Below are 25493 nucleotides of genomic sequence, written 5' to 3' on the forward strand. Positions count from 1 at the left end.
GAGGCGCCGGGGCGGACAGCGCGGCTCCTACTCGACGGCCCCGTTCGAGTAGCGCGTCACGGTCTGCGGCTGCCCGGACACGGCTCCCGTCGCGGCGGAACCCTGGCCGTTGATGACGTGGTCGATCGTCCCCGCATCCGCGTTGAGCGCGACCGTCGTGAGGTCGTGCATGACCACGCCCGGTCGGTCCGGGACCTCGAAGGACTGCGTCGCGTGGAGCGTCGGGTCCACGTTCGTAAAGATGTAGCTCCCGAGGCCCCATGCTTCGTGCGTCCGGACGTGGTCGGACACCTTGTACGCCGCCCATCCGTCGGTCTTCTGGTGTCGCCACGACGCCTGGTCCGGTGCGTCGTAGGGCAGCTCGTTCTGGAAGAAGACGGTCCGACCGCGCTCCCCGTTCCAGATCACGTTGTACTTCTGGTAGTGCTCGACGAAGAGGCCGGTCGCGGTCACGTCGTCGCCGTTCACGACGACCCCGGTGTCCGCGGTGTTGACGGTCCAGCCGACCGAGCCGGCGACCCCGTGGTCGGCCCGCCAGGCCCAGATGTCGTCGAGGATCGTGTGGTCGCTGTTGACCTCGAGGCTCGTCGTCGCCTTGCCGACGTGCGGGCCGCCGATGCGGAAGAAGACGTCCTGCAGGGCGGTCGGGTCGGCTGCGCTGCCGGCGGTGGACCGGTGCCGGTCGCCCTTGTGGTGGCCGCTGCCGATCCTGAGCAGCGTCGGCGAGTTGACGGTGCCGGCGTCGAAGGTGAGCCCGGCGATGTCGACGCCCCGCACGTCGCCGACGACCATCGGGACCGCGCCGTGCTGCGCGGTGAGGGTGGCCAGGCCGAGTCCGAGCACGACGGTGTCGGCGCGCTTCACGGAGATGCTCTTCGCGACGTCGTAGACGCCCGGCGTGACGAGCAGGTTCTTCCCCTTTGCGAGGGCGGCGTTGATCTTCGCGACCGAGTCCGAGGGGTGCGCGACGAAGAAGTCGCTGAGGGGCAACGACCGGCCGGGCGTGTGCCCGTTCGCCCAGCTCGGGCCGACCGAGTCGGTCACGGCGCGCGGCACGAACACGCGGTAGGCGCCGCGGCCGTCGACGTACAGGTACGGCTTCTCGCGGGAGACCGGCGTCGCCGTCAGTGTCGTGTACGGCGGCACCGGGAAGGACTGTGCCGGGGCGTTGAGGTCGCCGGAGAACACCTGGTTCCAGACCCCGTTCGACCATCCGGCACCGAGGTCGGTGTTGCGCACGTAGAACTGCTGCTGCGATCCGTTCAGCGCGCCGCCCTCGAGCTTCGAGTCGGCGACGAACCCGCCGCTGGCGTAGTTCGGGTCCTCGCAGTACGGCATGAACGTCGTGTGGTCCTTCACGTCCACCCGGCGCATCGGCGCGGCTTGCGACACCGCCCACATCTCGCTCCCCGTGTGGCATGCGTCAGCGGTCGGCACCACGTGGACGGTCAGGTTCGACACCGACCGCCAGAACGTGTCGAGTGAGCCGCTGCCGTTGCGGCCCGTCGCGGTGACACCGCCGTTGATGGTGACGCCGCTCGGGTCCTGCCCGAGGCCGTCGACCTCCGTGTAGTACCCGACGCGGATGTCGAGCGGGTCCGTGGCCGAGCCGTAGGTGCCGGGCTCGAACAGCAGCGCGTACCGGGACGTCCCCATCTCGTTGTCGACCTGCTGGTCGTAGACGGCGTCGACCTTCGCCTGGATGTCCGCCTGCGGCATGTCCGGGGAGAAGACGAGCACGTTCGGGCCGAGGTCGCCTGCCGGAGCGTGGCTGTGCGGTGCGGCGACGGCCGTCTGCGTCGTGGCGACGACGCCGAGCACCGCTGCGCTCACGGCCACCGTCGCGCCGATGACGCGTCTGCTGGTTCGGGCCCGTCCGAGGGGCGCTGGGGCGAAGGGGTTCACCGGAACCTGCTTCCTTGCAGATGTGCAGCACCCGTCGGCATCCGGGCGACGTCGCTGTCACCGGGCGGAGACGGGGCCACGCGGGTTGGGGTGGCGGAAGCGTAACGCCGTCCGAACGTGGCACCCACGTCCACCGCTGTGCGGGCTCGTTGCGTGGATGATCCGGCGGCATCCGGACGGACTCCTCGGCACGGCCCGTCGGCGCGGTTCACGCGACGGCGAGCGCCCGGCGGAGCTCCTGGCAGAGTTCTCCGAGGGCCTGGGGCACCGCACGACTGATGCGCGGGAACGCCATGAACCCGTGGGGCATGCCGAAGTAGGTCGTGGTCCGGACGGTGACCCCAGCGTCCTGCAGGGCAGCGGCGAACCGGAGGCCGTCGTCCCGGAGCGGGTCGTGTTCGGCGACCTGCACCAGGGCTGGCGGGAGCCCCGTGAGGTCCGCGGACAACGGCGACGCGTACGGCTCGCGCGGGTCGGCGCCGCCCAGGTAGTGCTGCCGGAAGGCCAGCATGTCGGCCTTGGTGAGGATGGGGGCGGTGGCGTTCTCGTCGATCGACGGACTGGCCATCGTCAGGTCGGTCGCCGGGTACAGGAGCGCCTGGAACGCGATCGCGGGGCCGGACCGGTCGCGTGCCATCAGCGCGACCACGGCGGCCAGGTTGCCGCCGGCGCTGTCGCCGACGACCGCGACCCGTGACGTGTCCGCACCGAGTTCGCCCGCGCGCCCGACGAGGTCCACGGTGGCGGCGTACGAGTCCTCGGCGGCGGCGGGCCAGCGGTGACGCGGGGCGAGTCGGTAGTCGAGGGACGCGACGACCACCCGGGCGTCCCGTGCGATGTTCGAGGCCAACCAGTCGTAGGTGTCGAGCGTGCCCGAGGTCCAGCCACCACCGTGCAGGAGGACCACGAGCGGCGGTGTCCCGGTGAACGTGGTCGGACGGTACAGGCGCACCCCGATCGGCCCGTCCTGCCCGGCGGCGGTCGTGTCGCGGACGCCGACCCCCGGCGCGAGGCCGCCGAGCAGCAGGTCGGTGACGGCGTTGTGGCCGACCACTCGTCGCTGGTCGGCGATGATCTGCGCCTCGGAACGCCGCGTCACCGAAGCCAGTCCGATCAGTCGTCCCAGGACCCTGGTCCGTCGGTCGAGTCCCGTCACCGTTGCTCCTTGCGTCTCCGCGCCGGTTGCGGCGCCGTCCTGGCCTCTGCCGGCAGTCTCCACCCGGCAGGGGGGCCAGAGGTCAGGGAACGGGAGGACCGAGCCTGCCCGTCAGTGCGTGCGCCCCCGCAGCCGGCCGATCCCGAGCACGATCCCGACGACGACCATGCCGAGCACGAGGCCCGCGACGGCTGAGATCGCGGTGTCGACGATCCACGTGACGACGGGTCCGGCGGCCTCGACCGCGTGCTCGACGTGGTGCAGCAGCTCGTACGGGCCCGCCCAGAACGTCTCCGCCATGTTGGCGATGACCAGGTGCCCACCGACCCAGAGCATCGCCACGGTCCCGACGATGCTGATGAACCGGAAGACCGCGGGCATCGCGCTGACGATGCGGGCGCCCGTGCGCCGGGTGCCGCGCGACGGGTTCTTCATCATCTGCAGGCCGATGTCGTCGACCTTGACCAGGAGCGCGACGGCGCCGTAGACGATCAGGGTCATGCCGAGACCGATGACCGCCAGGGCACCGAGCGTCGGCCAGAAGCCGAGGTCCGGGTCCAGGCTCGCCAGGCCGATGAGCATGATCTCGGTGCTCAGGATGAGGTCGGTGCGGATGGCCCCGAACACGAGCTTCGGTTCGGAGACCGTGGTGTCGCTGCTGGCCTCGTGGTGGACGCCGAACCACTCGGTGACCTTCTCGGCACCCTCGAAGCACAGGTACGTGCCGCCGATGACGAGCAGCCACGGCAGCACCCACGGCGCGAACGCCGACAGCAGGAGCGCCAGCGGGATGATGATGACGAACTTGTTGAACAGGCTGCCGAGGGCGATCCGTCCGACCACCGGCAGCTCCCGGGCCGGCTGGAGGCCCTGCACGTACTGCGGGGTGACGGCGGCGTCGTCGATCACGACACCCGCGGTCTTCGCGCTGGCCTTGAGGGCCGCGCTGAGGATGTCGTCCACGACGGCGAGCAGTCCGACTGACATGTGGTGGTCCCCTCGTCGCTTCCCGAACACTGTCCGATCGCACAGACTACTGGCGGCTGCCCGCGAACTCGTCTCCCGGCCGCCGAGGCGCGAGGATGGCCGGATGACACGCGCCGAGACCGTCCGCGACGCCGTCGTGGCCGAGGTCGCCCGGACCGGCTTCCGAGCGCACGGTCTGCACGTGCTCGTGGGCGACGACGACGCCGAGCACCGCTGGACGCCCGACGTGCGGGAGGACGTGCAGTCCATCGCCAAGGGCGTCTGCGTCATCGCGACCGGCATCGCCGTCGCTGACGGGGCGATCGACCCGGACGCTCCGGTGTCGGCGTCCCTCACCGACGTGGACTTCGGAGCGGGTACCGACGCGGTCACACTGCGTCACCTGCTGACCATGACGAGCGGCGTCGACCTGCCGTGGTCGCCGACCCTGCTGACCGACTGGCCGGACCTGGCGCGCGAGTTCCTCGGCCGACCCTCACACGGGCGGGTGTTCCAGTACTCGAACGCCAGCACCTACACGGCCATGCGGGTCCTCGGGGCCCGGGTCGGCGACGTCGGCCGCTTCGTGCAGGAACGGCTGCTCACCCCGCTCGGCATCGACGACGCGGAGTGGGAGCGCTGCCCGAACGGCCACATCGCGGGCGGAGGCGGACTCCTGCTCCGGACGGCGGAGGTCGCACGTCTGGGTCGGCTCGTCCGGGACGGCGGCAGGGTCGCGGACCGGCAGCTCGTCGCGCCGGAGTGGGTCGCGGCGATGCACGGCGACTGGGTCGCCGCCGGACGGAGCCCGGCGTACGAGCGGTACGCGCTCGCCGGGTGGGACGGCCCGGGCCGGCTGTGGCGGATGCACGGGGCGAACGGGCAGCTGCAGCTGTTCGACGAGGCCGCGGGCGCGGTCGTGACGATCACGGCGGACGACCACGCCGGTGCCGACGCGGTGGCGGCGTCGGTCGCGGTGCTGCTCGCAGGCGGAGCCCGCTGACGCGTCGGCACACCACCGATGTCGGTGGTACCCGGCAGGCTCGTCCGCAGTTCGATGTTCCTGTTCGGGTCAGGCGCACGAGCCAACGGTGTCGGTACCTGTGGGCAGGTACCGACACCGCCTTCCGTCCGCGTCGCCCTGCTCGCGCTCAGCCGTCGGCGTCGCGCGCCAGCACCGCCACGGTCACGTCGTCCTCGGCGTGCTCCGCGGCGCGGAGGCGCACGGTCTGGAGGAACGCGGCGGTGTCCGGCGCGCGCCGCAGGGTCCGTCCGATGTCGGTCAGCGTGTCGATGGTCCCGTCGCCCAGGTCGAGCGCACCGTCACTCGTGACGACGAGCGTGTCCCCGGGCTCGAGGACGAGCGCTCCGGCCCGGAAGGGGATGCCGCCCGGGTGCAGGCCGAGCGGGAGGTCCCGCGACCGGCGGATCTCCGACGTGCCGTCGGATCGCAGGTGCAGCACGAGGCCGTGTCCGGCGTCGACGAAGTCCAGACGGCCGGTGCTCGGCGTCAGGCGCGCGTGGAACAGCGTCGCGAAGGCCGAGGCGCGGCTGAGGTCCTCGCTGATCCGCGGCTCGATCGCGGCGACGGCTGCGACGGGCAAGAGGTCCTCGTGCTGCCGGAGTGCTGCGCGGAGCCCGGCGGCGAGCAGTGCCGCGGGCTGCTCCTTGCCCATGATGTCGGCGAGGGTGAACGTCACGGCGTCGTCGCCCGCAGTCCAGTCGTGTACGTCCCCGCTGAGGTCGCCGTACGGCACGCTGATGCCGGCGAGACGGTAGCCCGGCACGTCCAGGGGCTGCGGAGCGAGGGCTTCGACGACCTCGAGCAACCGGTCGTGCTGGAGGCCCATGGCCAGGGCCCGCTCGGTCCAGTGACCGAGGTCGATGAGGGCCGCTTCGTCCTGGGGGCTGAACTCCCGCGGCTCGACGTCCATCAAGCACAGGGTCCCGATGGCGACGTCGCCCGGCATGGTCAGGGGGACACCGGCGTAGAAGCGGATGCCCCGGCTCGTGACGCCCGGCAGGTCGGCGGTGCGCGGATCGGCGGCGGTGTCGGGCACGACGGTCGGCCCGGGCCGCTGCACGGTGAGCTGGCAGAACGACCACTCGAGCGGCACGGTCGTGGCCTCGCCCGGGACGTTCGGCGTCAGCGTGTGCAGGAGCGCGTCGTCGAGCAGGTTCACGTACGACATCGGCACGGCGAAGAGGTCGCGCGCGATGCGGACGATGCGTTCGAGGCGCTCGGTCGGGGCCGCGTCGACGATGTCCAACGCCGCCACGAGTGCCGCGCGCGCGGACGGCGAACCGTCGGTGTCCATCTGCTCCCCCACGAGGTCGATCGGAGGCATCCTCCCACGCCCGTCCCGGGCACGGTCAGGTGTCTCCCGGATCGGGCCCGCCCTCGGTGTCGGTGTCGGTGTCGACCGGACCGAGCGCGTCGAGAACGCGGTGCGAGACCGACCGGAGGGTCTCCGCATCCGCCGCCACGGGCCTCCAGAACAGCTGCTCGAGGGCGGCGGTGTGCGCGCGGATGCCGGCGAGGACCGCCCGGCGGCCGTCCGGGGTCATGACCACCCAGCTGCCGCGGCCGTCCGACGGGCAGTCGGCGCGCTCGACGAGTCCCCTGGCGACCATGCGCGTGACCTGGTGGCTGACGCGCGACTTCTCCCACCCGATGCCGGCGGCCACGTCGCGGACCCGCAGGCGGTGCTCGGGGTCGCGGTGCAGCCCGATGAGGATCTCGAACTCGGGCACGGAGATGCCCGCACCGCGCTGCACGGCCAGGTCCAGCGCCCGGTCGAGGCCGCGCCAGACGTCGTGGAACGCGTCCCACGTGGCCCAGTCGTGGCCGTCGACGCCGTGCTCCACCATCGGGCCAGCGTATCGACGGCGGCGGCGGTCGGGGCCGAGGATCATCCGTCCGGCTGACTCCTGGGCGGCACACGGCGGCCTCCGAGGAGACGTCGGGGGAGCGGCCTACGATCGAGAGCATGCCGCCCGCACGCCTCCAGGACTGCACCGACGACGCACTCGCCCTCGTCGGGCGGTGGCTGGACGCCTCCCGGGGCGCGAAGCCCGACGCCGGGGCGGCCCGACTCGCCGAGGTCCTGCGCGACGACCGCGGTCTCGACTTCGCCCGCGGGTTCATCGACAAGGTGATCCGCCCTGACGACCCGAAGGTCGCGGCGCGGAACCTCGAGAAGGCCAGCCGGGACGTCCCCGACTTCCTCGCCTGGTACCTCCGCGGAGCGGTCACGGTCGGCGGCGGGTTCGCGACCATGGCACCGTGGGCCGTCATCCCGTCCGCGCGACGTGTGCTGCGACGACTCGCCGGGCACCTGGTGGTCGACGCGCCACCCGCGCGGCTCGGGTCGGCGCTCGCCAAGGTCGCCGGGACCGGCAGCCGCCTCGACGTCGTCCCGCTCGGCCCGGCCGTGCTCGGCCCGGACGAGAGTGCTCGCCGCCTCCGCTGGATCACCGACCTGCTCGGTCGTCCCGACGTGCCGGCCGTGTCCTTCGCGGTGTCCGAGGTCCTGCCGCCGTCGTCGCCGTGGGCGCTCGACACCGCCACCGAGCAGGCCGTCGAACGGCTCGTCCCGGTGGTCCGCGCCGCCGTCGCGGGGGACAGCATGATCACGTTCCGGACCGGTGACCCGCGCGACCTCGACCTGACCGCGGCGGTCTTCCGCGAGCTGCTCGACATGGACGAGTTCGCCCACACCACCGCCGGGATCACCCTGCCGGCCGACCTCCCCGACAGCGCCGGGGTGCTCGCCTCGTTGACCGAGTGGGCGACGGCGCGGCGCCACCGTGGTGGGGCACCGGTCCGGGTCCGACTCGTCGCCGGTGCACGCGGTGCGTCCGGCCTGGCCGACGCGCTCGTCCACGACCGTCCCCTGGCCACGTACGCGACGCGCCAGGCGACGGACACCGCCCTCCTCCGCCTGCTCGACGCGGCGCTGACGCCCGAGCACACCGACGCGGTCCGGGTGACGCTCGCCGGACACGACCTGTTCGCGATCGCCGCCGCGCGGGTGCTCGCCGACCGCCGCGGGGTGGGCGACGCACTCGAGGTCGAGGTGCTCCTCGGGACGGCGGGCACCGCCCTCGACGCCGTCCGGGCCGACCTCGGGACCGTCATCGTCAGCACCCCGGTCGTGCAGCCCGACGAGTTCGACGCCGCGATCCCGTACCTCGCCCGACGGCTCCGCGAGGGTGCGACCTCGACGGCGTTCTCGATCGGCACGGACGACGCCGTGGCCGCACGGGAACGCGAGCGCTTCACCACCGCCGTCGCCGCGCTCGACGACCCGGCGCCGACGACCCTCCGCATGCAGGACCGCCGTGCGCCCCTCGGTCCTCCCCCGATCACCGTCGTGCACCCACCCGCAGCGGACACCGACCCCACCGTCGCCGCGAACCGGGAGTGGGCGGCCGACCTGCTCCGTCGGGTGCCCCGGTCGCAGCTCGGCACCGCGACGATCCGCGGTGCCCGGGTCACCGACCGTCAGCGACTCGAACGGACCATCGCCCGGACAGCCCAGGCGGGCGTGAACTGGGGGCGGCAGGATCCCCAGGACCGTGCCGAGCTGCTCGACCTCGTCGCCCACCAGCTCGAGGTCCGTCGCGCAGCCCTGGTCGAGGTCGTGGTCGCCGAGACCGCGATGACCCTCACCGACGCCGACCGGCAGGTCAGCGCAGCGGTCGACGCCGCGCACCACGCCGCCGACCGTGCCCGGCACCTGACCGACGTCGCCGGCGCCGTCTTCGTCCCACCGCGTCTGACCGTGGTCGTCCCGCCGTGGAACTCCCCGGTCGCGACGCCCGCCGACGGGGTGCTCTCGGCGCTCGCGGCCGGCAGCGGTGTCGTGCTGAAGCCGTCCCCCCTCGCCAAGCGGTCCGGCGCCGTGCTCGCCGACGTGCTCTGGGACGCCGGGGTCCCGCACTCGCTCCTGCAGCTCGTCGACCTCGACGTCGACGAACTCGGCCGTGACCTCGTCGCCCACCCCGCGGTCGACCGGGTGCTGCTCACCGGCTCCTCCGACACCGCCCGGTCCTTCCGCTGGTGGCGGGCGGGCCTCCCGCTGATCGCGGACACCGGAGCGGTCAACGCGGCCGTGGTGACCCCGGCGGCGGACGTCGACCAGGCGGTGCGCGACGTGGTCGCCTCGGCGTTCGGTCAGTCCGGCCAGGCGGCCCGCGCGGTGTCGCTCGTCGTCCTGGTCGGGTCCGTCGGCGAGGACGACCGTTTCCGTCGTCAGCTCGCCGACGCCACCCGCGCGCTCCGGGTCGCCTGGCCGACGGACCCCGCCGCACAGGTGGGACCGCTCCTCGTCGAACCGACCGGCGCCGCCCGCGCCGCGCTGACCGAACTCGCGCCGGGGGAGTCCTGGCTCGTCGAGCCCACCGTCCTCGACGAGTCCGGTCGGCTCTGGTCGCCGGGCGTCCGCGTCGGCGTCCGTCCCGGCAGCGCTTTCGCGCAGACCGCCGCGGCCGTCCCCGTGCTCGGTGTGGTGCACGTCGAGACCCTCGACGAGGCGATCGCGATCCAGAACGGCGCCGAACACGGCCTGGTGGAGGCCCTGCACACGCTCGACGTCGACGAGGTCGCGGCGTGGACGGACCGCGTGGCCGCTGGTTCCCTCGTGGTGAACCGGCCGACCACGGACCCGGTCGTCGGACGACAGCCGGCCGGGGGATGGGGGCGCGCCGCGGTCGGCGCGGGTGCCGCACGCGGGGGACCGGAGTCCGTCGCCGTGCTCGGTCACTGGGCACCCGTCCCGCGCGCGGTCCACAAGAGCATCCAGCTGCACGGCCTGCCGCCGCGGGTCACCGCGCTCATCGAGGCCGCCCGCAGCGGGCTGTCGTTCGAGGAGTTCGACCTGGTCCGTGCCGGTGCGACGAGCGACGCGGAGGCCCGGCAGACCCGGTTCGGCCGCTCCCGCGACACCGCCGACCTCCGGGTCGAGCGGAACGTGCTCCGGTACCGCCCGCAGTCCGTGGTCGTCCGGCAGTCCGAGGGCGTCGGGACGGGTGAGCTCGTCCGGACCCTCGCCGCCGCGACCGCCGCCCGCGCGCACGTCCTGCTCAGCACCGCCCGCGCGCTGCCCGGCCCGCTGACCCAGCTGTTCGCGGGGCGTCGGTCACCGCTCGACGTGGTCGACCACCTGGTGGAGACGGACGAGGAGTTCCTCGCCCGGGCGGCGTCCGGTGCCCTCTTCCGCGAGGACTGGTCGGGTGGCACCGACGAACCGCAGGACGCGATCGACATCGTGCTGTCCCAGGGCTTCGAACCGCGGCCGCACACCGCGTTCGCCGGGCCGGGCTCCCGGATCCGGCTGCTCGGCGGGGACCCCCTCGCGGTCGAGGAAGCGCTCGGCGCCGGCATCGACACCGCCATCCACGACGCGCCCGTCGTCGAGGCCGGTGTCGTCGAGATGGCGCACTACCTCCGCGAGCAGACGGTCATCGTCACGGCCCACCGTCACGGCGACGTCGACCCGGAGTTCGCCCGCCTCCGGCTCTGACCGCGTGGACCTGGGGCATCCCCGTGAGGGCACTGCCGGAGCGGCGTAACGTCGCGACCATGACTGCAGGAGAGCGTGACAACGGCGTCCAGACCGAGCCGATCATGGACGGTGCGAACGACGCGACGAACGACGACAAGCTGCACGGCCTCGTGGAGCAGGTCCAGCACGACCACGGCGACGAGGGCGCCGGCGTGATGGCCGACCACCTCCGTGACCGTCTCGACGAGACCGGTGTCGAGGCCGAGGACCCGGCGTCCGAGGTCGAGTAGCCCCGGCCCCCGCGCACGACGGAGCCCCGCCGACCACCTGGCCGGCGGGGCTCCGTCGCGTCGGCGTCCCCGTCCTCAGTCGACGACGTGCACGAGCGCGGTCTTCTCCTCCGTGGCCCCGGAGCCGTCCGGGACGAACAGGAACCGCACACCGTGGTGCCCCGCAGCGAGCGGGACGTCGATCGACCAGCGACCGCCGGACGCGCGGGTCTCACCGATCTTCTCGCGCAGACGGAAGACGACCAGGCGGCCCTCCGGCGCGGTGCCCTCGAAGTGCACCAGCCCGTCGTGGCGCTGGTACTCCGCCGCCTGCTCGAAGGTGAAGGGGGTGCTCGGCTGTGCCGCGACGACGAAGGCCTGCCGCACGCTGTCGCTGACCTGGCCGCCGGGCTCCGGTCGCAGGTCGAAGCGCAGGACGAGCACGCCGGACTCCGTCGCGGGCACGTCGACGCGCCACCGCCCGTCCTGCACCGGCGCGGTCCCCAGCGGCACGCCCTCGGCGTCCGTCACGGTCACCGCACCACGGGTGGCGGTCCCACTGACGGTCACCTTCCCGTCGACGGGCTGCAGGGGGTGGGCACGGTCGACGTCGACGGAGAACGCGTCGTCGGACGGGATGGTCGACCCGTCGTCGCCGCCGTCGCCCTCACCGGGGCCGGGGTGCCCGCCGCCGTCGCCCTCACCGGGGCCGGGGTGCCCGCCGCCGTCGCCGGAGCCCTCGCCGGGTCCCGGGTGGCCGCCGCCGTCACCACCGCCGGCCTCGTCGCCGTCGAAGCGGTAGTGGTCCACGTCCACGTCCGAGGACGCGTTCCCGAGGGTCTGACGTACCGAGACCTCGTTCTCACCGCGGACGAAGTGGACGTGGACGGTGGCGATGCCGTCGGCGCCGGCCACGGCGGTCTCGGTCCGACCGTTCGCGGAGACCTCGACCTCCGCTCCCGGCACCGCGCGGTACCGGATCCCGTGCTCGGTGTCGCCAGCGACGATCGCCCGGCGGAGGCGCTCGAGGCCGCGCTCGTCGGTCTGGTCGACGGGTGCACTCAGACCGAGACCGTGGAAGTCCACGTCGACGGGCCGTTCCGTGCCGTTCGCGACGATCGTGTACCGGGCCGTGTCCGCTCCCGTGGGTTCGAGCCGGAAGACGGCGTCGTGCTGCGGCGTCGCCGACTCGGCCTGGACGACATCACCAGAGGCGTCGCGGAGCAGGACTGTGGCCCGCGCGGAGACGCTGACGGCGAGGCGCACCCATCGCTTCGCGCCGGAGGCGTGCTGCTCCTGGACGACGTCGGTGACGACGGAGGACGCGGCGGCCGCAGCAGCGGTGCGCACGGTCGGCGCGAGCGGAGCGGCGTTCGCCGGGGCGGTGAGGACCGCGGGGGCGAGCAGACACGTGCCGAGCACGGCAGCCGAGCCGACGAGGACTGGGCGGATGTTCATGGTGCACCTTCCTGGAGTGTGTACGGACTCCTGGATGATGACGCGCGGCCATGAACATCACATGGGTGTGATGTATACCAGTCGCGCCGACGGGTGGACGATCAGCGGCGGCGCCCGGTCCCCACGAGGGCGACCTCCAACACCGTCAGCAGCGTGGCGATCCACACCTGCCGGACCGCGAAGCGTCGGGACTGCCGGTCGAACAGCGCGAGCGGGACCATCGTGAGCCCGTGCACGGCGTCCACGACGGCGCCGAGCGTGTGGGCCTCCGGGGTCCCGGCACGTCCCGTGATCGTCGCCTGCGCGAGCTGCCGGACGCCGAGGACCCGCCCGAGGACCGCGGGGCGACCGAGCGCCCGCCGTGCCCCGAGCAGGTGCGCCACACCGATGCCGGCGCGGAGGACCTCGACGACGGCGGCGCGGTCCACCCCGGTGGTGCTGGTCCGGCGGCTCATCGGCGGCGTCCTGCCGCGGTGGCGAGGGCGACCCCGGCGACGCCGAGCGCCGCTCCGAGGATCCCGTTGCCGAGTCGGCGGTGCTCGACCCACCAGGTCTGCGGTGACCAGTCGTGCGACTGCTCGTCGAAGGCCCCGTGCGCCCCGTGGTCACCGGGTACCGGCTCGTACAGGTTGACGCCGATCTCCTCGCCGTCCTTGTCCGGGATCTGCTGCCCGCTGACGAGTGTCTTCGCCGCGTACCAGTCCGCGAAGCGCCCGCTGATCCGGTTGGCCAGGATCGTGTAGACCGTGGACTCCCCGACCCAGGTGCGACGACGGGGGCGTTCGGCGGTGACGGCGATGGCGCGGGCACCGACCTCGGGCTGGTAGATCGGCGCGACCGGCTGCGCGTGGTGCGGGAGCGAGGACTGCACCCACCCGAACTGGATCGTGTTGAGGGCCGGCATGTCCACCCGGCTGATCTGCACCTTGCTGCCCTGCTCGATGAGCTCGGAGACGACCGACTCGGTGAACCCGACGATCGCGTGCTTCGACCCGCAGTAGGCGCCCTGCAGGGGGATGCCCCGCGAGCCCAGGGCCGAACCGACCTGGATGACGTGCCCGGAGTCGCGCGGCACCATGCGCGTCAGTGCCGCACGCGTGCCGTTCACGAACCCGAGGTAGTCGACCTGGGTCGCGCGCTCGAAGTCCTCCGGCGCGGTGTCGAGGAACCTGCCGAACACCCCGACCATGACGCCGTTCACCCAGAGGTCGATCGGGCCGAGCTCCGCCTCGACGCGGTCGGCGGCGTCCTCGACGGCCTGGCGGTCGGCGACGTCGGCCACGAGCGCGAGTCCACGCTGCCCGGCCGCCTCGACCTCCGCGACGGCCGCGCGCACGCCGTCCTCACCACGGGCGAGCACGGCGACGTCCCACCCGCGTGCCGCGAGCTCCCGGACCGTGGCCCGTCCCAGTCCAGCCGATCCACCGGTCACCACAGCCACTCGTGTCATGCGTCCCTTCTACCGGACGCTGCGACCCGTGTGTCAGCCGGTGTCCCCCGATCCCCGGCCCGCCGACGCGCTCGCGATCGGTCAGGCGCGCGGCCCCGCGAACCGCGTCACGACGCCGGGGGAGTACAGCACCGAGTCCGGCTCGAGCTCGGTGAGCGCGGCGGGCAGGCCGGCGGCGCGGACCAGGTCGTCGCGCAGCCCGCGGAGCGTCGCCCGGTGCAGCACCCACGCGTCGTGCTCGTTCGGCCACCACGCGGTCCGACCGGCCCGCCCGACGTGCATGCCCCACCGTGCGGTGAGGAACGACTCGAGCGGGGTCGGCTCGGCGATCGGATCGCCGACCTCGACCTCCAGACGGGACCGCAGGTGCGTCCCGTGGCGGTGCACCGCGTACGCCGTCCGGTCGCCGTCCTGCCGTCGGCCGGTCCGCGCCCAGTGGTACGGCGTCCCCGTGACGACCCGGGCGGCGGCAGCGGGCAGCAGCTTCCCCGCGTCGAGCGACAGGAACACGACGCCGCGCCGTCCGGTGTCGTCCCGTGTGTAGACGCGGACGTTGACCTCGAGGAAGTCGCCGAGGCCGCCGGTCCGGCCGAGCGGTCCGAGCGGCGGGAACCGGGTGTCCTCGAAGCTGAACGCGATGAGCCCCACCCACGTCGTCGCCCCGTCGTCGGAGCCGTCGGGAGCCATGGTGTCCGGTCGGGTCCCGGCCGGCAGGAGCGGTGCGACCGCGGACACGTCCACCCGCCAGTGCACGAAGACGACGTCGCGCCAGGCCTGCTCGATCCACGGGCGCCCCGGCAGCGCGGGCGCGGTCGCCGAGACCGGGTCGACGGGCCCGCCCGGGAGGACCGGACCACCACCGGCAGGCACGGTCGCCGTCACCGCGTGCCCCCGTCCGTCGCCTCGGGGTCGAGGTGTCCGACGGCCGAGACGTCGTCCCAGCCCTCCTGCGGCGTCGCACACGTGCCGCGGAACACGTACTGCGAGGGCCGCTTCCGCTCGTTCGACACCCAGTCGATCGCCGGCCGGCGACGCTCCGGCGGGGTGTACCCGATCCGGTAGACGGCCATCAGTTCGAGCTCCGGTGGCACCTCGAGCAGCTGCTCCACCTCGTTCCACGACTCCTCGATCTCCATCGGGAACGAGACGAACTGGATGCCGAGACCGAGCTCGGTCGTGGCGAGCCAGATGTTCTCCATCGCGGCGCCCATGCTGAACACCGAGTAGAAGGCGTTGCGGGCCTCCTTCCGGTACTCGTCCCGGTCGAGCATCACCCCGAGGAGCAGCGGCGAGCCGGCCACGAGCTTCCGGTTCTCCTCGCCGAGGGTCTGCGGCACCCGGAGCGCGTTCATGAGGAACTGCCCGCGCCTGGTGAACACCTGGCTCGTGAACGGGCGCAGCGGCGCGGGGAGCTTGTCGAAGAGCATGCCGGAGCGGCGCTCGTCCATCTCCGCTTGCGAGAACCGGAAGTACGGCTTGTACCGCTCGAAGAACGTCCCCTCGGACATGGTCTTCGTCATCGTCCGACCGCTGATGTCGGCGATCCGGTCGATCGTCTCGCGCTCCTCGACCAGGACGAACCGCCACGGCTGGCTGTTCAGCTGCGAGGGGGCGCGACCCGCGAGTTCGACCAGCAGTCGCTGGTGCTCCTCGGACACCGGGTCGGGCAGGAACGCCCCGTTGGTGGTGCGACGGCGCCGGATGGCCTCGATGAGTTCCACTGCTGTCCTTCGGACTGGGTCGGCTGGGGCGGTCAGCGCCGCAGGAGGACCGCCCCCAGGTAGGACGGCGCCGCGGCGACCGCGGTCTTCCAGTGTGCTCCGCTGCGGGGGTCGGTCCGTGGAGCGAGCGCCAGCGGCACGAGCGCGGGCAGCAGGAACAGGCCGGCCCGCGACCGCGTCCACATCGGCGTCGTCGCGGCGGCACCGGTCAGCGCCGCGGTGACGACGAACAGGCCGTGGTGGACGACCCGCAGCCTGCGGGTGCGGATGAGGCGCACCGCCACGGCGGTGCCCCACAGGCAGTTGACGACGTACGCGACGGCCGCAGCGGTGACCATCCGCCGGGCGGTGGTCGAGCCGGGAGGCGTGCCCTGCCTCCCGGCTGTCGTCGTCCGTCCCATGGTCGCGAAGCTCCGCACCGGGCTCAGTCGGAGCCGCGGCTGACGAGCTTCGACAGCACGATCGCCGAACGGGTGTGGTCGACCTGGGGCGCGAGGCGGACCCGGTCGAGGGCTTCCTCGAGCGCCGGGAGGTCCCGCGACCGCATGTGCACGACGGCGTCAGCGCTGCCGGTGACGGTGCCGGCGTCGACGACCTCGGGCACGGCGTCGAGGAGCGTGCGGAGTTCGTCGGGTGAGACCGTGCCGCGGCAGTACAGCTCGACCCACGCCTCGGTGCCGCGGTCGTCCACCGCGGGGTCGACCTTGATCGTGAAGCCCTGGATGACCCCGTCGGCCACGAGTCGGTCGACGCGACGCTTCACGGCGGAGGCGGAGAGCCCGACGACCGAACCGATCTCGCCGTAGCCCGCGCGGGCGTTCTCCCGGAGCTGGTCGAGGATGCGGTGGTCGAGCGAATCCATTGTCCCGATCCTACGCGGGCTCCTTGCGAGACCAGCACGTCCGACGCAGGAATCGTGCGCCCGGAGCGCGGCGTCGGTGCTGTGCCGGACCTCCCTCCTGTGCCAGACTCAGGACAGGCGTCGACCTGGTCCGCCTCCGGCGAGTGAGCCTGCGTCTCGTCGGAGCTCTCACCGTGGTGGTTCCTGGCAGGCTCGGGCCCCGGTCCTGGAGGACCTCGTGTCGAACACCGCACCCCAGCCCACCGCCGTTCCGCAGCGCACGGCCACCAAGCGCACCATCCTCATGTGCAAGCCGACCCACTACACGGTCAGCTACCGGATCAACCCCTGGATGCACCCGGAGGAGCCGACCGACACCTCGAAGGCCGTCGAGCAGTGGCAGTCCCTCGTCGACGTCTACGAGCAGCTCGGCTTCGAGATCCACCAGATCGAGCCCGTCGAGGGCCTGCCGGACATGGTCTACGCGGCCAACGGCGGCTTCGTGCTCGACGGTGTCGCGTACGGCGCGAAGTTCCAGTACCCGGAGCGCCAGCCCGAGGGTCCGGCGTACATGGACTGGTTCCGCCAGGCCGGCCTGACCGTCGCCGAGCCCGAGGAGACGAACGAGGGCGAGGGCGACTTCCTCCTCATCGGCGACACCATCTACGCCGGCACCGGGTTCCGTTCGGACAGCACCTCCCACGAGGAGCTCGCCCGGGTGTACGGCCGCGAGGTCGTCACCCTGAAGCTGATCAACCCGAGCTTCTACCACCTGGACACCGCCATCGCTGCGCTCGACCCGGTGCCCGACGCCGAGGGGAAGTCGAACATCGCGTACCTCGAGAGCGCCTTCGACGAGCCGTCCCTCGCCATCCTGCGCGAGCGCTTCCCGGACGCGATCATCGCCACCGAGGAGGACGCCGCGATCCTCGGGCTCAACTCGTACTCCGACGGGTACAACGTCGTGATCGCCTCCCGGGCCACCACGTTCGCCTCGCAGCTCCGCGAGAAGGGCTACAACCCGATCGGCGTCGACCTGTCCGAGCTGCTCCTCGGTGGCGGTGGCGTGAAGTGCTGCACGCTCGACCTGCACCCCGTCGGCACCGGCACCTCGGTGGCGCGGTCCTGATGGCCGGCGCGCTCGGGGCGAACACGGCCGCCGCGCTCGCCGTGGAGGACCGCACCCTCGCCCACAACTACAGCCCGCTGCCGGTCGTCATCGCGTCCGGATCGGGGGCGACCGTCACCGACGTCGACGGCCGCACCTACCTCGACGGACTCGCCGCGTACTCGGCGGTGAACTTCGGGCACGGCAACCCGCGCCTCCTCACCGCGGCCCGCGACCAGCTCGACCGCGTGACGCTGACGAGCCGGGCGTTCGTCACCGACCGGCTCGGCCCGTTCGCCACCGCCCTCACCGAGCTCACCGGCACCGAGATGATGCTGCCGATGAACACCGGCGCCGAAGCGGTGGAGTCCGCGATCAAGGTCGCCCGAGCCTGGGGCTACCGCGTCAAGGGCGTCCCGCAGGGGCAGGCCACGGTCATCGTCGCGAGCGGGAACTTCCACGGCCGCACCACGACGATCATCTCGTTCTCCGACGACCCCTCGGCGCGGGCGGACTTCGGTCCGTACACGCCGGGCTTCCGGACCGTCCCGTACGGCGACGCGTCGGCGCTCCGGGACGCGATGGACGACACCGTCGTGGCCGTGCTGCTCGAGCCGATCCAGGGCGAGGGCGGCGTGGTGATCCCGCCGGCGGACTACCTGCCCGCGGTCCGCGCGGTCTGCGACGAGTTCGGTGCGCTGTTCATCGCGGACGAGATCCAGTCCGGGCTCGGCCGTACCGGGCACACCCTCGCCGTCCAGCGCGTCGGCGTGACCCCGGACCTCATCACGCTCGGCAAGGCGCTCGGCGGTGGCATCGTCCCGGTCTCGGCCGTGGTCGGGCGCGCGGACGTGCTCGGGGTCCTGCGCCCCGGGGAGCACGGGTCGACCTTCGGCGGCAACCCGCTCGCCGCGGCCGTCGGCACCGAGGTCGTCGCGATGCTCGCCGAGGGCACCTTCCAGCAGCGGGCGCTCGACGGCGAACCGGTGCTCCGCGGGTACCTCGACGAGCTCATGGACGAGGGCGTGGTCGCACACCGGGTCGCCGGACTGTGGGCCGGGATCGACATCGACCCCGCGCTCGGCACCGGCAAGGAGGTCGCGGCGGACCTCGCGGACCGCGGGGTGCTCGTGAAGGACACGCACGGCTCGACGATCCGCTTCGCCCCGCCGCTCGTCGTCACGGACGAGGAGATCGGCACCGCGATGCAGGCCCTCGGCGCGGTCCTCCGCGCCCCCGCCACGCGCGGCGCCTGAGCGGCGGCCAGCCGGCTGGCCGGCGCCGAACGCCGGCCGGCGCGAGCCGCACCCGCACAACAGGAACCGGCTCGAACCACGGACGTCCGCGGTTCGAGCCGGTTCCTGTTGTGCCCCGCCAGTGCGCGCCGCGTTCCGCACCTCGCGCGCCGCGGCGGCCGGAGCCTGCCGCGCGCCGGACGGGAGGCGCGGGGCCAGACCGGCCGCGCCTCCCGTCCGACGGCGCTCGCTAGACGCGGCCCGGCGCGTACGCCTCGGCCAGGCGGTCCATGAGTGCGTCCTTCTCCTCGTCGACGACCTGCGCCTCCGGGTGGGCGTCGTACCAGGCGACCAGCTCGCGGGCACCCTCGCGGAACGTCGTCCGCGCCGCCCAGCCCGGCACGAGCGTCCGCACCTTGCTGTTGTCGAAGACCATGCTGTTCGCCTTGTCGCCCACGACCCCGGCGCCCCACTCGGCGTCGGCGGCCATGATCGCGTCCGAGGGGACGTGCACGATCGTCGGCTCGGGCGCTCCCGCCGCGGCTGCGACCTCCTGGTGGATGCGGTCCCACGTCGGCGACTCCTGGCCGGTGATGTGGAACGCCTCGCCGATCGCCTCCGCCCGGTCGAGCACCCCGACGAACGCGACCGCGAAGTCCCGCACGTGCGTGAGTGTCCACAGCGAGGTCCCGTCGCCCGGCACGATGACCGGCTTGCCGCGGCGCATGCGGTCCACGACCGTCCACCCGCCGTCGAACGGCAGCAGCGTCTCGTCGTAGGTGTGCGACGGCCGGATGATCGTCATCGGGAAGTCGTCCTGCCGGTAGGCCGCGACGAGCAGGTCCTCGCACGCGATCTTGTCCCGCGAGTACTGCCAGTACGGGTTCTTCAGCGGCGTCGACTCCGTCACCGGCAGGTGCGTCGGCGGGGTCTGGTACGCCGAGGCCGAGCTGATGAAGACGTACTGCCTGGTCTTCCCGGCGAACAGGTCGATGTCGGCCTGCACCTGGTCGGGCGTGAACGCCACGAAGTCCGCCACGACGTCGAACGTGCGGTCGCCGAGCGCCGACGCGACGGCGTCGCGGTCCGACACGTCGGCCTGGAGGCGCGTCACCGCGTCCGGGAGCGCCCGCTTCTCCGTCGTGCCCCGGTTGAGCACGCTGACGTCGAAGCCCTGGTCCACCGCCTCGCGGACGCAGGCGGCGCTGATGACGCCGCTCCCGCCGATGAACAGCACACTGGGTCCGGTCATGGATGCTCCCTTGCTCCCGGCGGTGCATCCGCGCACCGCGTCCCTTGCGATCCTGCACCTCAGGGGCTGGGGCGGGCGTCGAGGACCGCGGGGAGGCTCGTCGTCGCGGACGCCCACTCGGCGGCGATCGGGCTGACCCAGCGGAGCAGTTCGATCGCGTAGTCGTGGTCCCGGCGAAGGTCTCGCTGGTGGATCGGCTCGTGGTGAGCCGCGCGGTTGCGGACGAAGTGCAGTTGCTGCAGCCGGCGTTTCACCTCGTTCCTCCGGGATCGGAGATCAGCGGGTCCGTACGGGAAGGCCCGGTGGAGATCCGGGACCCAGAGGGACGTGTGGTATCTGGACTCGACGAGGTAGCGCCAGAAGCCGAAGGTCAACTCAGCGACAACGCGCCCGTGTGCTTCCTCCCTGCGGGTACCGCGCGCGGCCCGCACACGAGCCTTCGCGAGATCCGCTCGGCCGTGCGAGTCCAAGGGCACCGAGTCGAACCAGAGGTCGCCCTCCGTTCCACGGCGAGCCGCCCAGGCACGTAACTCCCGGTCGAGCGAATTCGACACAGGACCTCGACCATCCCGGTGAGTTCCATCACGCTCGCTGCGGCACGCATGTTCCACTCGTACAACCGCAGCGCTCCTCCACGTGAGTCCATGGATCGCTCGTAGGAGGACAAGCGCGCCGCGGTGAGGAGTTCGGCGAGCACGCGGTGATCCTGCGGCCGTAGACGTCCTTCCGTCATCGTTCCCCTCCGGTGTAGCATCCCCTTGAAGACCCCGGAACGATCCCTGGCCCCGGCCACATCGCCGGGGTTTCGTCGTGTCCGGCCGCCACTGATACTTCAGCGTACTGGTGTGTGGGCCGCTGCAGAGGCGGTTCACCCGCTGAGGACTACCGTCACGGGCGGTGCCGCACCGAAGCGGCCACGACAGGAGTGACAGCACATGGAGTACCGCTACCCCGGCAACTCGGGCCTCAAGGTCTCCGAGATCACGTACGGCAACTGGCTCACCCACGCCTCCCAGGTCGAGAACGACGCGGCGATCGCCTGCGTCAAGGCCGCCCTCGAGGTCGGCATCTCGACGTTCGACACCGCGGACGTCTACGCCAACACCGGCGCCGAGACCGTCCTCGGTGAAGCGCTGAAGGGCGAGCGCCGCCAGTCGCTCGAGATCGCCACGAAGGTCTTCGGGCCGACCGGTCCCAAGGGCCACAACGACACCGGGCTGTCGCGCAAGCACATCCTCGAGTCGATCGACGGCTCCCTCGGCCGCCTGCAGACCGACTACGTCGACCTGTACCAGGCGCACCGCTTCGACCACGAGACGCCGCTCGAGGAGACGATGCAGGCGTTCGCCGACATCGTGCGCCAGGGCAAGGTCCTGTACGTCGGCGTCTCCGAGTGGACGGCCGACCAGCTCCGTGCCGGTGCCGCACTGGCGAAGGACCTCGGGTTCCAGCTCATCTCGAACCAGCCGCAGTACTCCGCGCTGTGGCGGGTCATCGAGGAGGAGGTCGTCCCCACCTCGAAGGAGCTCGGCATCTCGCAGATCGTCTGGTCGCCGATCGCGCAGGGCGTCCTGACGGGCAAGTACCAGCCCGGGCAGCCGCTGCCCGAGGGCTCGCGCGCCACCGACGACAAGGGCGGCGCGAAGATGATCGAGCGCTTCATGAACGACGAGGTCCTCTCGGCCGTGCAGGAGCTCAAGCCGATCGCCGACGAACTGGGTCTCTCGATGGCGCAGCTCGCCGTGGCGTGGGTCCTGCAGAACGAGAACGTGGCGTCGGCGATCATCGGCGCTTCGCGACCGGAGCAGGTGCACGACAACGCCGGCGCTGCCGGGGTGCAGATCCCGGCCGAGCTGATGAGCCGCATCGACGACGCCCTCGGTGGTGTCGTCGAGCGCGACCCGGCGAAGACGAACGACAGCAGCCCGAAGACCCGCGAGGCGTAGGCCGCGCTGCCCGGCCGGGAGGAGCCTCCTGGCCGACGCCGCACAACAGAAAGCGGCTCGAACCGTGGATCCCCGCGGTTCGAGCCGCGTCCTGTTGTGCGGGGACGATCCGAACCGCGACCGCGAACCGAACCGCGACCGCGACCGCGGGCTGGCCGGCCCCACCAACGCAAAAGAGCCCCTCACTCTCGTGAGGGGCTCTTCACCGTGGCTGGACGCGGCGTCGATCCGCGGACCTTTCGATTTTCAGTCGAACGCTCTACCAACTGAGCTACCCAGCCGTGGCGACCCTGACGGGACTTGAACCCGCGACCTCCGCCGTGACAGGGCGGCACGCTAACCAACTGCGCTACAGGGCCATGTGGAATTGCTGTTATTGCTGATCTTGCTCGGTTTCGTTCTGTTCTGCTTGCTGTCCCCCGATGAGGAGTGACCCCAACGGGATTCGAACCCGTGCTGCCGCCGTGAAAGGGCGGTGTCCTAGGCCACTAAACGATGGGGCCGCAAGCAGTGCATCGCGCTACCGATGGACAAGCATACGGACGGTCGGCCCTCTTGCCAAATCGAGCCCGTCCGACGCCGTCCTTCGGCGTGTCGCGGGTGTTCCCGCACGTCCGAGCGTGCTGACTCCCGCACCGCTCAGGACGTGCACCTCGACGGACCTTCAGCAAGCGAGCCGAGCGGTGTCCCACGGTGACGCCCGCCGCGGTGGAACCATCGACAGCGGCCACTCACCCCTCCACGGGGGTGTCCCCGGGCTCGGTCGTGTTGTTACTGTTGCGTTTGTTGACAGTGTGACGCACGCCGCACCGCACCGTTACGAGATCGAGACCATGACGACATCCTCATCGCCCGCTCGCCCCCGCCGCCGCTTCGTCGCCGCCGGGGTGTCCGTCGTCCTCGCGGCCGGAGCCCTCGTGGCACTCGTGCCGAGCGGCGCCGCTTCCGCCGCGAGCTACCCGAGCTGGGACGACGTGCAGGCCGCCAAGCAGTCGCAGGCCGCACAGTCCGAGAAGGTCTCCGAGATCAAGGGCCTCATCGCCCAGCTCGAGTCCGCGTCCGCCGCCAAGGAGAAGGCCGCCGCTGCTGCCGGGACGGCCTACCAGGACGCCCAGACGGAGTACGACCGCAAGGCGCTCGAGCAGCGGAAGCTCCAGGCCCAGGCGGACGAGGCGGCCAAGACGGCTTCCGCGTCCGAGGCGCAGGCGGGACAGCTCGCCGCGCAGCTCGGCCGCTCGAACGCCGAGGACGTCACCACGGACCTCCTCACGAAGCCCTCGGCCTCCGGCGACCTGCTGTACGAACTCGGCGCCATGTCGAAGCTCACCGAACAGGCCGACGGCATCTACTCCGAGGCGAGCCAGGACCGCGGCACCGCGCAGGCGCTGGCCGACAAGTCGAAGGTCGCCGAGGACGCCCTCGGTGACCTCGCCGACGAGGCCCAGGCGAAGATGCGTGCTGCGCAGGACGCGGCCGACCAGGCGCAGGCCGCGGTCGCCGCCCAGCAGGCGAACCAGGACCGCCTGGAGGCCCAGCTCGCCGCCCTGACGTCGAAGACCGAGACGACGCAGGCCCAGTACGAGAAGGGCGTCCGCGCCGAGAAGGCGCGGCAGGCCCGCCTGGCGGCGGCCCGCGCCGCGGCGGCTGCCGAAGCGGCGAAGGCACTACCGCCGGCCGCGACGGCCGGAGTGCCCGCACCCGCGACCGGGAACGTCCCCGCGGCCTCGTCCGGGTGGGTCCGGCCCGCCGCCGGCTACCAGTCGAGCCCGTACGGCCTGCGCGTCGACCCGTACACGCACGTCTACACACTGCACGCGGGCGTCGACCTGGCCCCGGCCTGCTACTCGCCCATCTACGCAGCGGCATCCGGCACGGTGACCTTCGCGGGGAACGGCGGCGGGTACGGCAACGAGGTCATCCTCGACAACGGCGGCGGCATCTCGACGGCCTACGGGCACATCGTCGACGGCGGGATCATGGTCTCCTCCGGGCAGCACGTCACAGCCGGCCAGCAGATCGCCCAGGTCGGTTCGACCGGCTGGTCGACCGGCTGCCACCTGCACTTCGAGACCCGGGTGAACGGCGCAGCCGTCGACCCCGTCCCCTTCATGGCAGCGCGGGGGATCTCGGTATGAGCACGAGCACTGCCAGGAGGCACTGACCCGATGAAGAAGCCTGCACGTTCCCTGGTCTGCGGGATCGCCACCGTCTCGATGCTCAGCCTCGGGCTGTCCGTCGCGGTCGCCGTCCCCGCCCAGGCCGCACCGTCCGCTCCGTCGTGGAAGGACGTGCAGGCGGCGAAGGACGACCAGGCGGAGCAGCAGCGCACCGTCGACGCGCTCACCGCCCGGATGGCGACGCTGCAGGACCGGGTGGACCGCACCGGTGCGACCGTGCAGGAGGCCGGGCAGACGTACGCCCTGGCGGCCTCCCGGCAGCAGCAGGCGAAGGACACGCTCGACGGCCTCACCGCGGAGTCGGAGCGGGCGAAGGCCGCGGCGGACGAGTCGGCCGGTCAGGTCGCGGCGCTCGTCGTCGAGCTGTCCCGGTCGGGTGGCGGTGACCTGTCGACCTCGATGCTCGTCGACTCGCGTGACGTCGACGACCTGCTCTACCAGGTCGGCACGATGTCACACCTGTCGGAGCGATCGGCCACCGTGCTCGAGCGAGCACAGGCCGACCGCCGCACGGTCGACTCCCTCGCGGCGCAGCAGCGTCAGGCGACGAAGGCCCTCACGGACGCCACGGACGCCACGAAGGACGCCTTCGACGCCGCGAACGACGTCGCCGCCGACGCGCAGTCGGCGCTGCAGGCCGGCCAGGAGGCACAGGACGAGGTGCTCGAGCAGCTCGCCTTCCTCAAGGGCACGACGGTCGCGACCGAGCAGGCGTACTGGTCGGCGAAGCAGGCCGAGCAGGCGGAGATCGAGCTCGCGGCGCAGGCGAAGCGGGCGGCGGCGCGTCCGACCCGGCCGGGTGCTGCCCGTCCCGCGGCGGAGACCGGCGCCGACGGTGCGGCCGCCGGTGGGGGGAACGCCACGGGGTCGACGCCGTCGAGGAACCCGGCGAACCCGTCCGTCCCGGCACCGGCAGCACCGAAGCCCGCAGCCCCGAAGCCGGCAGCTCCGAAGCCCGCAGCCCCGAGGCCCGCCGCACCGGCCCCGCAGCCGGCGGCGCCGAAGCCCGCCCCCGCTCCTGCGCCCGCGCCGGCTCCGGCACCCAAGCCCGTGAGCAGTCCGTCGAAGGCCGCCGGCGCGATCGCGTACGCCCGCGGGCAGCTCGGCAAGCCGTACTCGATGGGCGGCGCCGGGCCGAACTCGTGGGACTGCTCGGGCCTCGTGATGATGGCCTACAACTCGCAGGGCATCGCGACCGGTGGCCACAACGTGGTCTGGCAATACAACTACTTCGGCTCGATCGGCCGACTCGTGCCGCTGTCGCAGCGTCAGCCCGGCGACATCCTGTTCTACTCGCACACCGGTACCGCTGCCGGCGGCTACCACGACTCGATCTACACGGGCGGCGGCATGATGGTCGAGGCCGCGAACCCCCGGGTCGGTGTGGTCGAGCGGCCGATCTGGCTGCCGGGCGACCTGCTGCCCTACGTGGCGCGGCCCTCCGGCGCGGTCTGACGCGAGCCGACCCGGAACACTGCCGCGGAACGCGCCCCACAACGA

At 72.5% G+C, this 25493-nt stretch carries 22 protein-coding genes and 3 tRNA genes; 8 read left to right on the top strand and 17 right to left on the bottom strand.

The genetic code is table 11. The features are described 5' to 3' along the window. Positions 1–27: 27 nt before the first annotated feature. The 3 genes from DEJ16_RS06610 to DEJ16_RS06620 all read right to left on the bottom strand — a co-directional run bounded on the left by DEJ16_RS06610 (position 28) and on the right by DEJ16_RS06620 (position 4048). Positions 28–1833 (bottom strand): adenylyl cyclase, encoded by a 1806-nt coding sequence (locus DEJ16_RS06610; RefSeq protein WP_258365848.1) that lies wholly within the window; start codon positions 1831–1833, stop codon positions 28–30. 280 nt (positions 1834–2113) lie between these two features. After that, positions 2114–3061, bottom strand: a complete 948-nt coding sequence (locus tag DEJ16_RS06615; RefSeq protein ID WP_181419494.1) for an alpha/beta hydrolase — start codon at positions 3059–3061, stop codon at positions 2114–2116. 111 nt (positions 3062–3172) lie between these two features. Continuing rightward, complete coding sequence (locus tag DEJ16_RS06620) at positions 3173–4048, bottom strand: DUF808 domain-containing protein (RefSeq protein WP_110825691.1); 876 nt, start codon at positions 4046–4048, stop codon at positions 3173–3175. 103 nt (positions 4049–4151) lie between these two features. Here DEJ16_RS06620 and DEJ16_RS06625 point away from each other — a divergent pair, with 103 nt between their 5' ends. Further along, positions 4152–5030 (top strand): serine hydrolase, encoded by an 879-nt coding sequence (locus DEJ16_RS06625; protein ID WP_110825690.1) that lies wholly within the window; start codon positions 4152–4154, stop codon positions 5028–5030. A 148-nt stretch (positions 5031–5178) separates the two neighbouring features. On the opposite strand, the gene DEJ16_RS06630 is transcribed toward DEJ16_RS06625, so the two are convergent. Together DEJ16_RS06630 and DEJ16_RS06635 are read right to left on the bottom strand one after the other, a co-directional pair. After that, positions 5179–6375: a PP2C family protein-serine/threonine phosphatase gene (locus tag DEJ16_RS06630; protein WP_181419495.1), complete on the bottom strand. Its 1197-nt coding sequence runs from the start codon at positions 6373–6375 to the stop codon at positions 5179–5181. Positions 6376–6400: 25 nt separating this feature from the next. Further along, entirely contained in the window at positions 6401–6898 is a 498-nt protein-coding gene (locus DEJ16_RS06635; protein ID WP_181419496.1) for a MarR family winged helix-turn-helix transcriptional regulator, read from the bottom strand. 119 nt (positions 6899–7017) lie between these two features. Here DEJ16_RS06635 and DEJ16_RS06640 point away from each other — a divergent pair, with 119 nt between their 5' ends. Together DEJ16_RS06640 and DEJ16_RS06645 are read left to right on the top strand one after the other, a co-directional pair. Then, the gene (locus tag DEJ16_RS06640) at positions 7018–10554 is read left to right on the top strand and encodes a proline dehydrogenase family protein (RefSeq protein WP_110825687.1); all 3537 of its coding nucleotides are present in this window, start codon (positions 7018–7020) and stop codon (positions 10552–10554) included. Positions 10555–10613: 59 nt separating this feature from the next. Then, positions 10614–10826: a hypothetical protein gene (locus DEJ16_RS06645; protein WP_110825686.1), complete on the top strand. Its 213-nt coding sequence runs from the start codon at positions 10614–10616 to the stop codon at positions 10824–10826. Between the two features lie 75 nt (positions 10827–10901). Here DEJ16_RS06645 and DEJ16_RS06650 read toward each other — a convergent pair whose 3' ends face one another. The 7 genes from DEJ16_RS06650 to DEJ16_RS06680 all read right to left on the bottom strand — a co-directional run bounded on the left by DEJ16_RS06650 (position 10902) and on the right by DEJ16_RS06680 (position 16296). Next, positions 10902–12263, bottom strand: a complete 1362-nt coding sequence (locus DEJ16_RS06650; RefSeq protein ID WP_110825685.1) for a hypothetical protein — start codon at positions 12261–12263, stop codon at positions 10902–10904. Between the two features lie 101 nt (positions 12264–12364). Then, positions 12365–12718, bottom strand: coding sequence for a hypothetical protein (locus DEJ16_RS06655; protein ID WP_110825684.1), 354 nt, complete (start codon positions 12716–12718; stop codon positions 12365–12367). After that, entirely contained in the window at positions 12715–13713 is a 999-nt protein-coding gene (locus DEJ16_RS06660; RefSeq protein ID WP_110825683.1) for an SDR family oxidoreductase, read from the bottom strand. Before DEJ16_RS06660 ends, DEJ16_RS06655 begins: the two co-directional genes overlap by 4 nt. Before the next feature lie 81 nt (positions 13714–13794). Then, entirely contained in the window at positions 13795–14595 is an 801-nt protein-coding gene (locus DEJ16_RS06665) for a YqjF family protein (protein WP_258365849.1), read from the bottom strand. Continuing rightward, positions 14592–15434: a nitroreductase family protein gene (locus DEJ16_RS06670; RefSeq protein WP_110825682.1), complete on the bottom strand. Its 843-nt coding sequence runs from the start codon at positions 15432–15434 to the stop codon at positions 14592–14594. Before DEJ16_RS06670 ends, DEJ16_RS06665 begins: the two co-directional genes overlap by 4 nt. A gap of 32 nt (positions 15435–15466) precedes the next feature. Further along, the gene (locus tag DEJ16_RS06675; RefSeq protein WP_110825681.1) at positions 15467–15772 is read right to left on the bottom strand and encodes a hypothetical protein; all 306 of its coding nucleotides are present in this window, start codon (positions 15770–15772) and stop codon (positions 15467–15469) included. Between the two features lie 86 nt (positions 15773–15858). Continuing rightward, positions 15859–16296: an Lrp/AsnC family transcriptional regulator gene (locus tag DEJ16_RS06680; protein WP_110825680.1), complete on the bottom strand. Its 438-nt coding sequence runs from the start codon at positions 16294–16296 to the stop codon at positions 15859–15861. Between the two features lie 217 nt (positions 16297–16513). On the opposite strand from DEJ16_RS06680, the gene ddaH reads away from it, so the two are divergent. Next, positions 16514–17404 (top strand): dimethylargininase, encoded by an 891-nt coding sequence (ddaH, locus tag DEJ16_RS06685; RefSeq protein ID WP_220032665.1) that lies wholly within the window; start codon positions 16514–16516, stop codon positions 17402–17404. After that, entirely contained in the window at positions 17404–18639 is a 1236-nt protein-coding gene (gene rocD / locus DEJ16_RS06690) for an ornithine--oxo-acid transaminase (protein WP_110825679.1), read from the top strand. Before ddaH ends, rocD begins: the two co-directional genes overlap by 1 nt. Before the next feature lie 229 nt (positions 18640–18868). On the opposite strand, the gene DEJ16_RS06695 is transcribed toward rocD, so the two are convergent. Continuing rightward, positions 18869–19870: an SDR family oxidoreductase gene (locus DEJ16_RS06695; RefSeq protein WP_110825678.1), complete on the bottom strand. Its 1002-nt coding sequence runs from the start codon at positions 19868–19870 to the stop codon at positions 18869–18871. Positions 19871–19929: 59 nt separating this feature from the next. Next, positions 19930–20124 carry a hypothetical protein gene (locus DEJ16_RS15510; protein ID WP_146232832.1) on the bottom strand — a complete coding sequence of 65 codons (195 nt, stop codon included), beginning with the start codon at positions 20122–20124 and terminating at the stop codon, positions 19930–19932. A 681-nt stretch (positions 20125–20805) separates the two neighbouring features. Here DEJ16_RS15510 and DEJ16_RS06705 point away from each other — a divergent pair. Beyond that, positions 20806–21816 carry an aldo/keto reductase family protein gene (locus DEJ16_RS06705; protein WP_110825676.1) on the top strand — a complete coding sequence of 337 codons (1011 nt, stop codon included), beginning with the start codon at positions 20806–20808 and terminating at the stop codon, positions 21814–21816. Positions 21817–22024: 208 nt separating this feature from the next. Here DEJ16_RS06705 and DEJ16_RS06710 read toward each other — a convergent pair. The 3 genes from DEJ16_RS06710 to DEJ16_RS06720 all read right to left on the bottom strand — a co-directional run bounded on the left by DEJ16_RS06710 (position 22025) and on the right by DEJ16_RS06720 (position 22319). Then, positions 22025–22097 (bottom strand) — tRNA-Phe (locus DEJ16_RS06710). A 1-nt stretch (position 22098) separates the two neighbouring features. Next, positions 22099–22175 (bottom strand) — tRNA-Asp (locus tag DEJ16_RS06715). 71 nt (positions 22176–22246) lie between these two features. Further along, positions 22247–22319 (bottom strand) — tRNA-Glu (locus DEJ16_RS06720). 330 nt (positions 22320–22649) lie between these two features. On the opposite strand from DEJ16_RS06720, the gene DEJ16_RS06725 reads away from it, so the two are divergent. Both DEJ16_RS06725 and DEJ16_RS06730 read left to right on the top strand, forming a co-directional pair. Continuing rightward, positions 22650–23951 carry a M23 family metallopeptidase gene (locus DEJ16_RS06725; RefSeq protein ID WP_146232833.1) on the top strand — a complete coding sequence of 434 codons (1302 nt, stop codon included), beginning with the start codon at positions 22650–22652 and terminating at the stop codon, positions 23949–23951. 30 nt (positions 23952–23981) lie between these two features. Further along, positions 23982–25448: an NlpC/P60 family protein gene (locus tag DEJ16_RS06730; protein ID WP_110825674.1), complete on the top strand. Its 1467-nt coding sequence runs from the start codon at positions 23982–23984 to the stop codon at positions 25446–25448. The last annotated feature ends 45 nt before the right edge of the window (positions 25449–25493 follow it).

The sequence above is a fragment of the Curtobacterium sp. MCJR17_055 genome, assembly GCF_003224335.1.
GTDB lineage: Bacteria > Actinomycetota > Actinomycetes > Actinomycetales > Microbacteriaceae > Curtobacterium.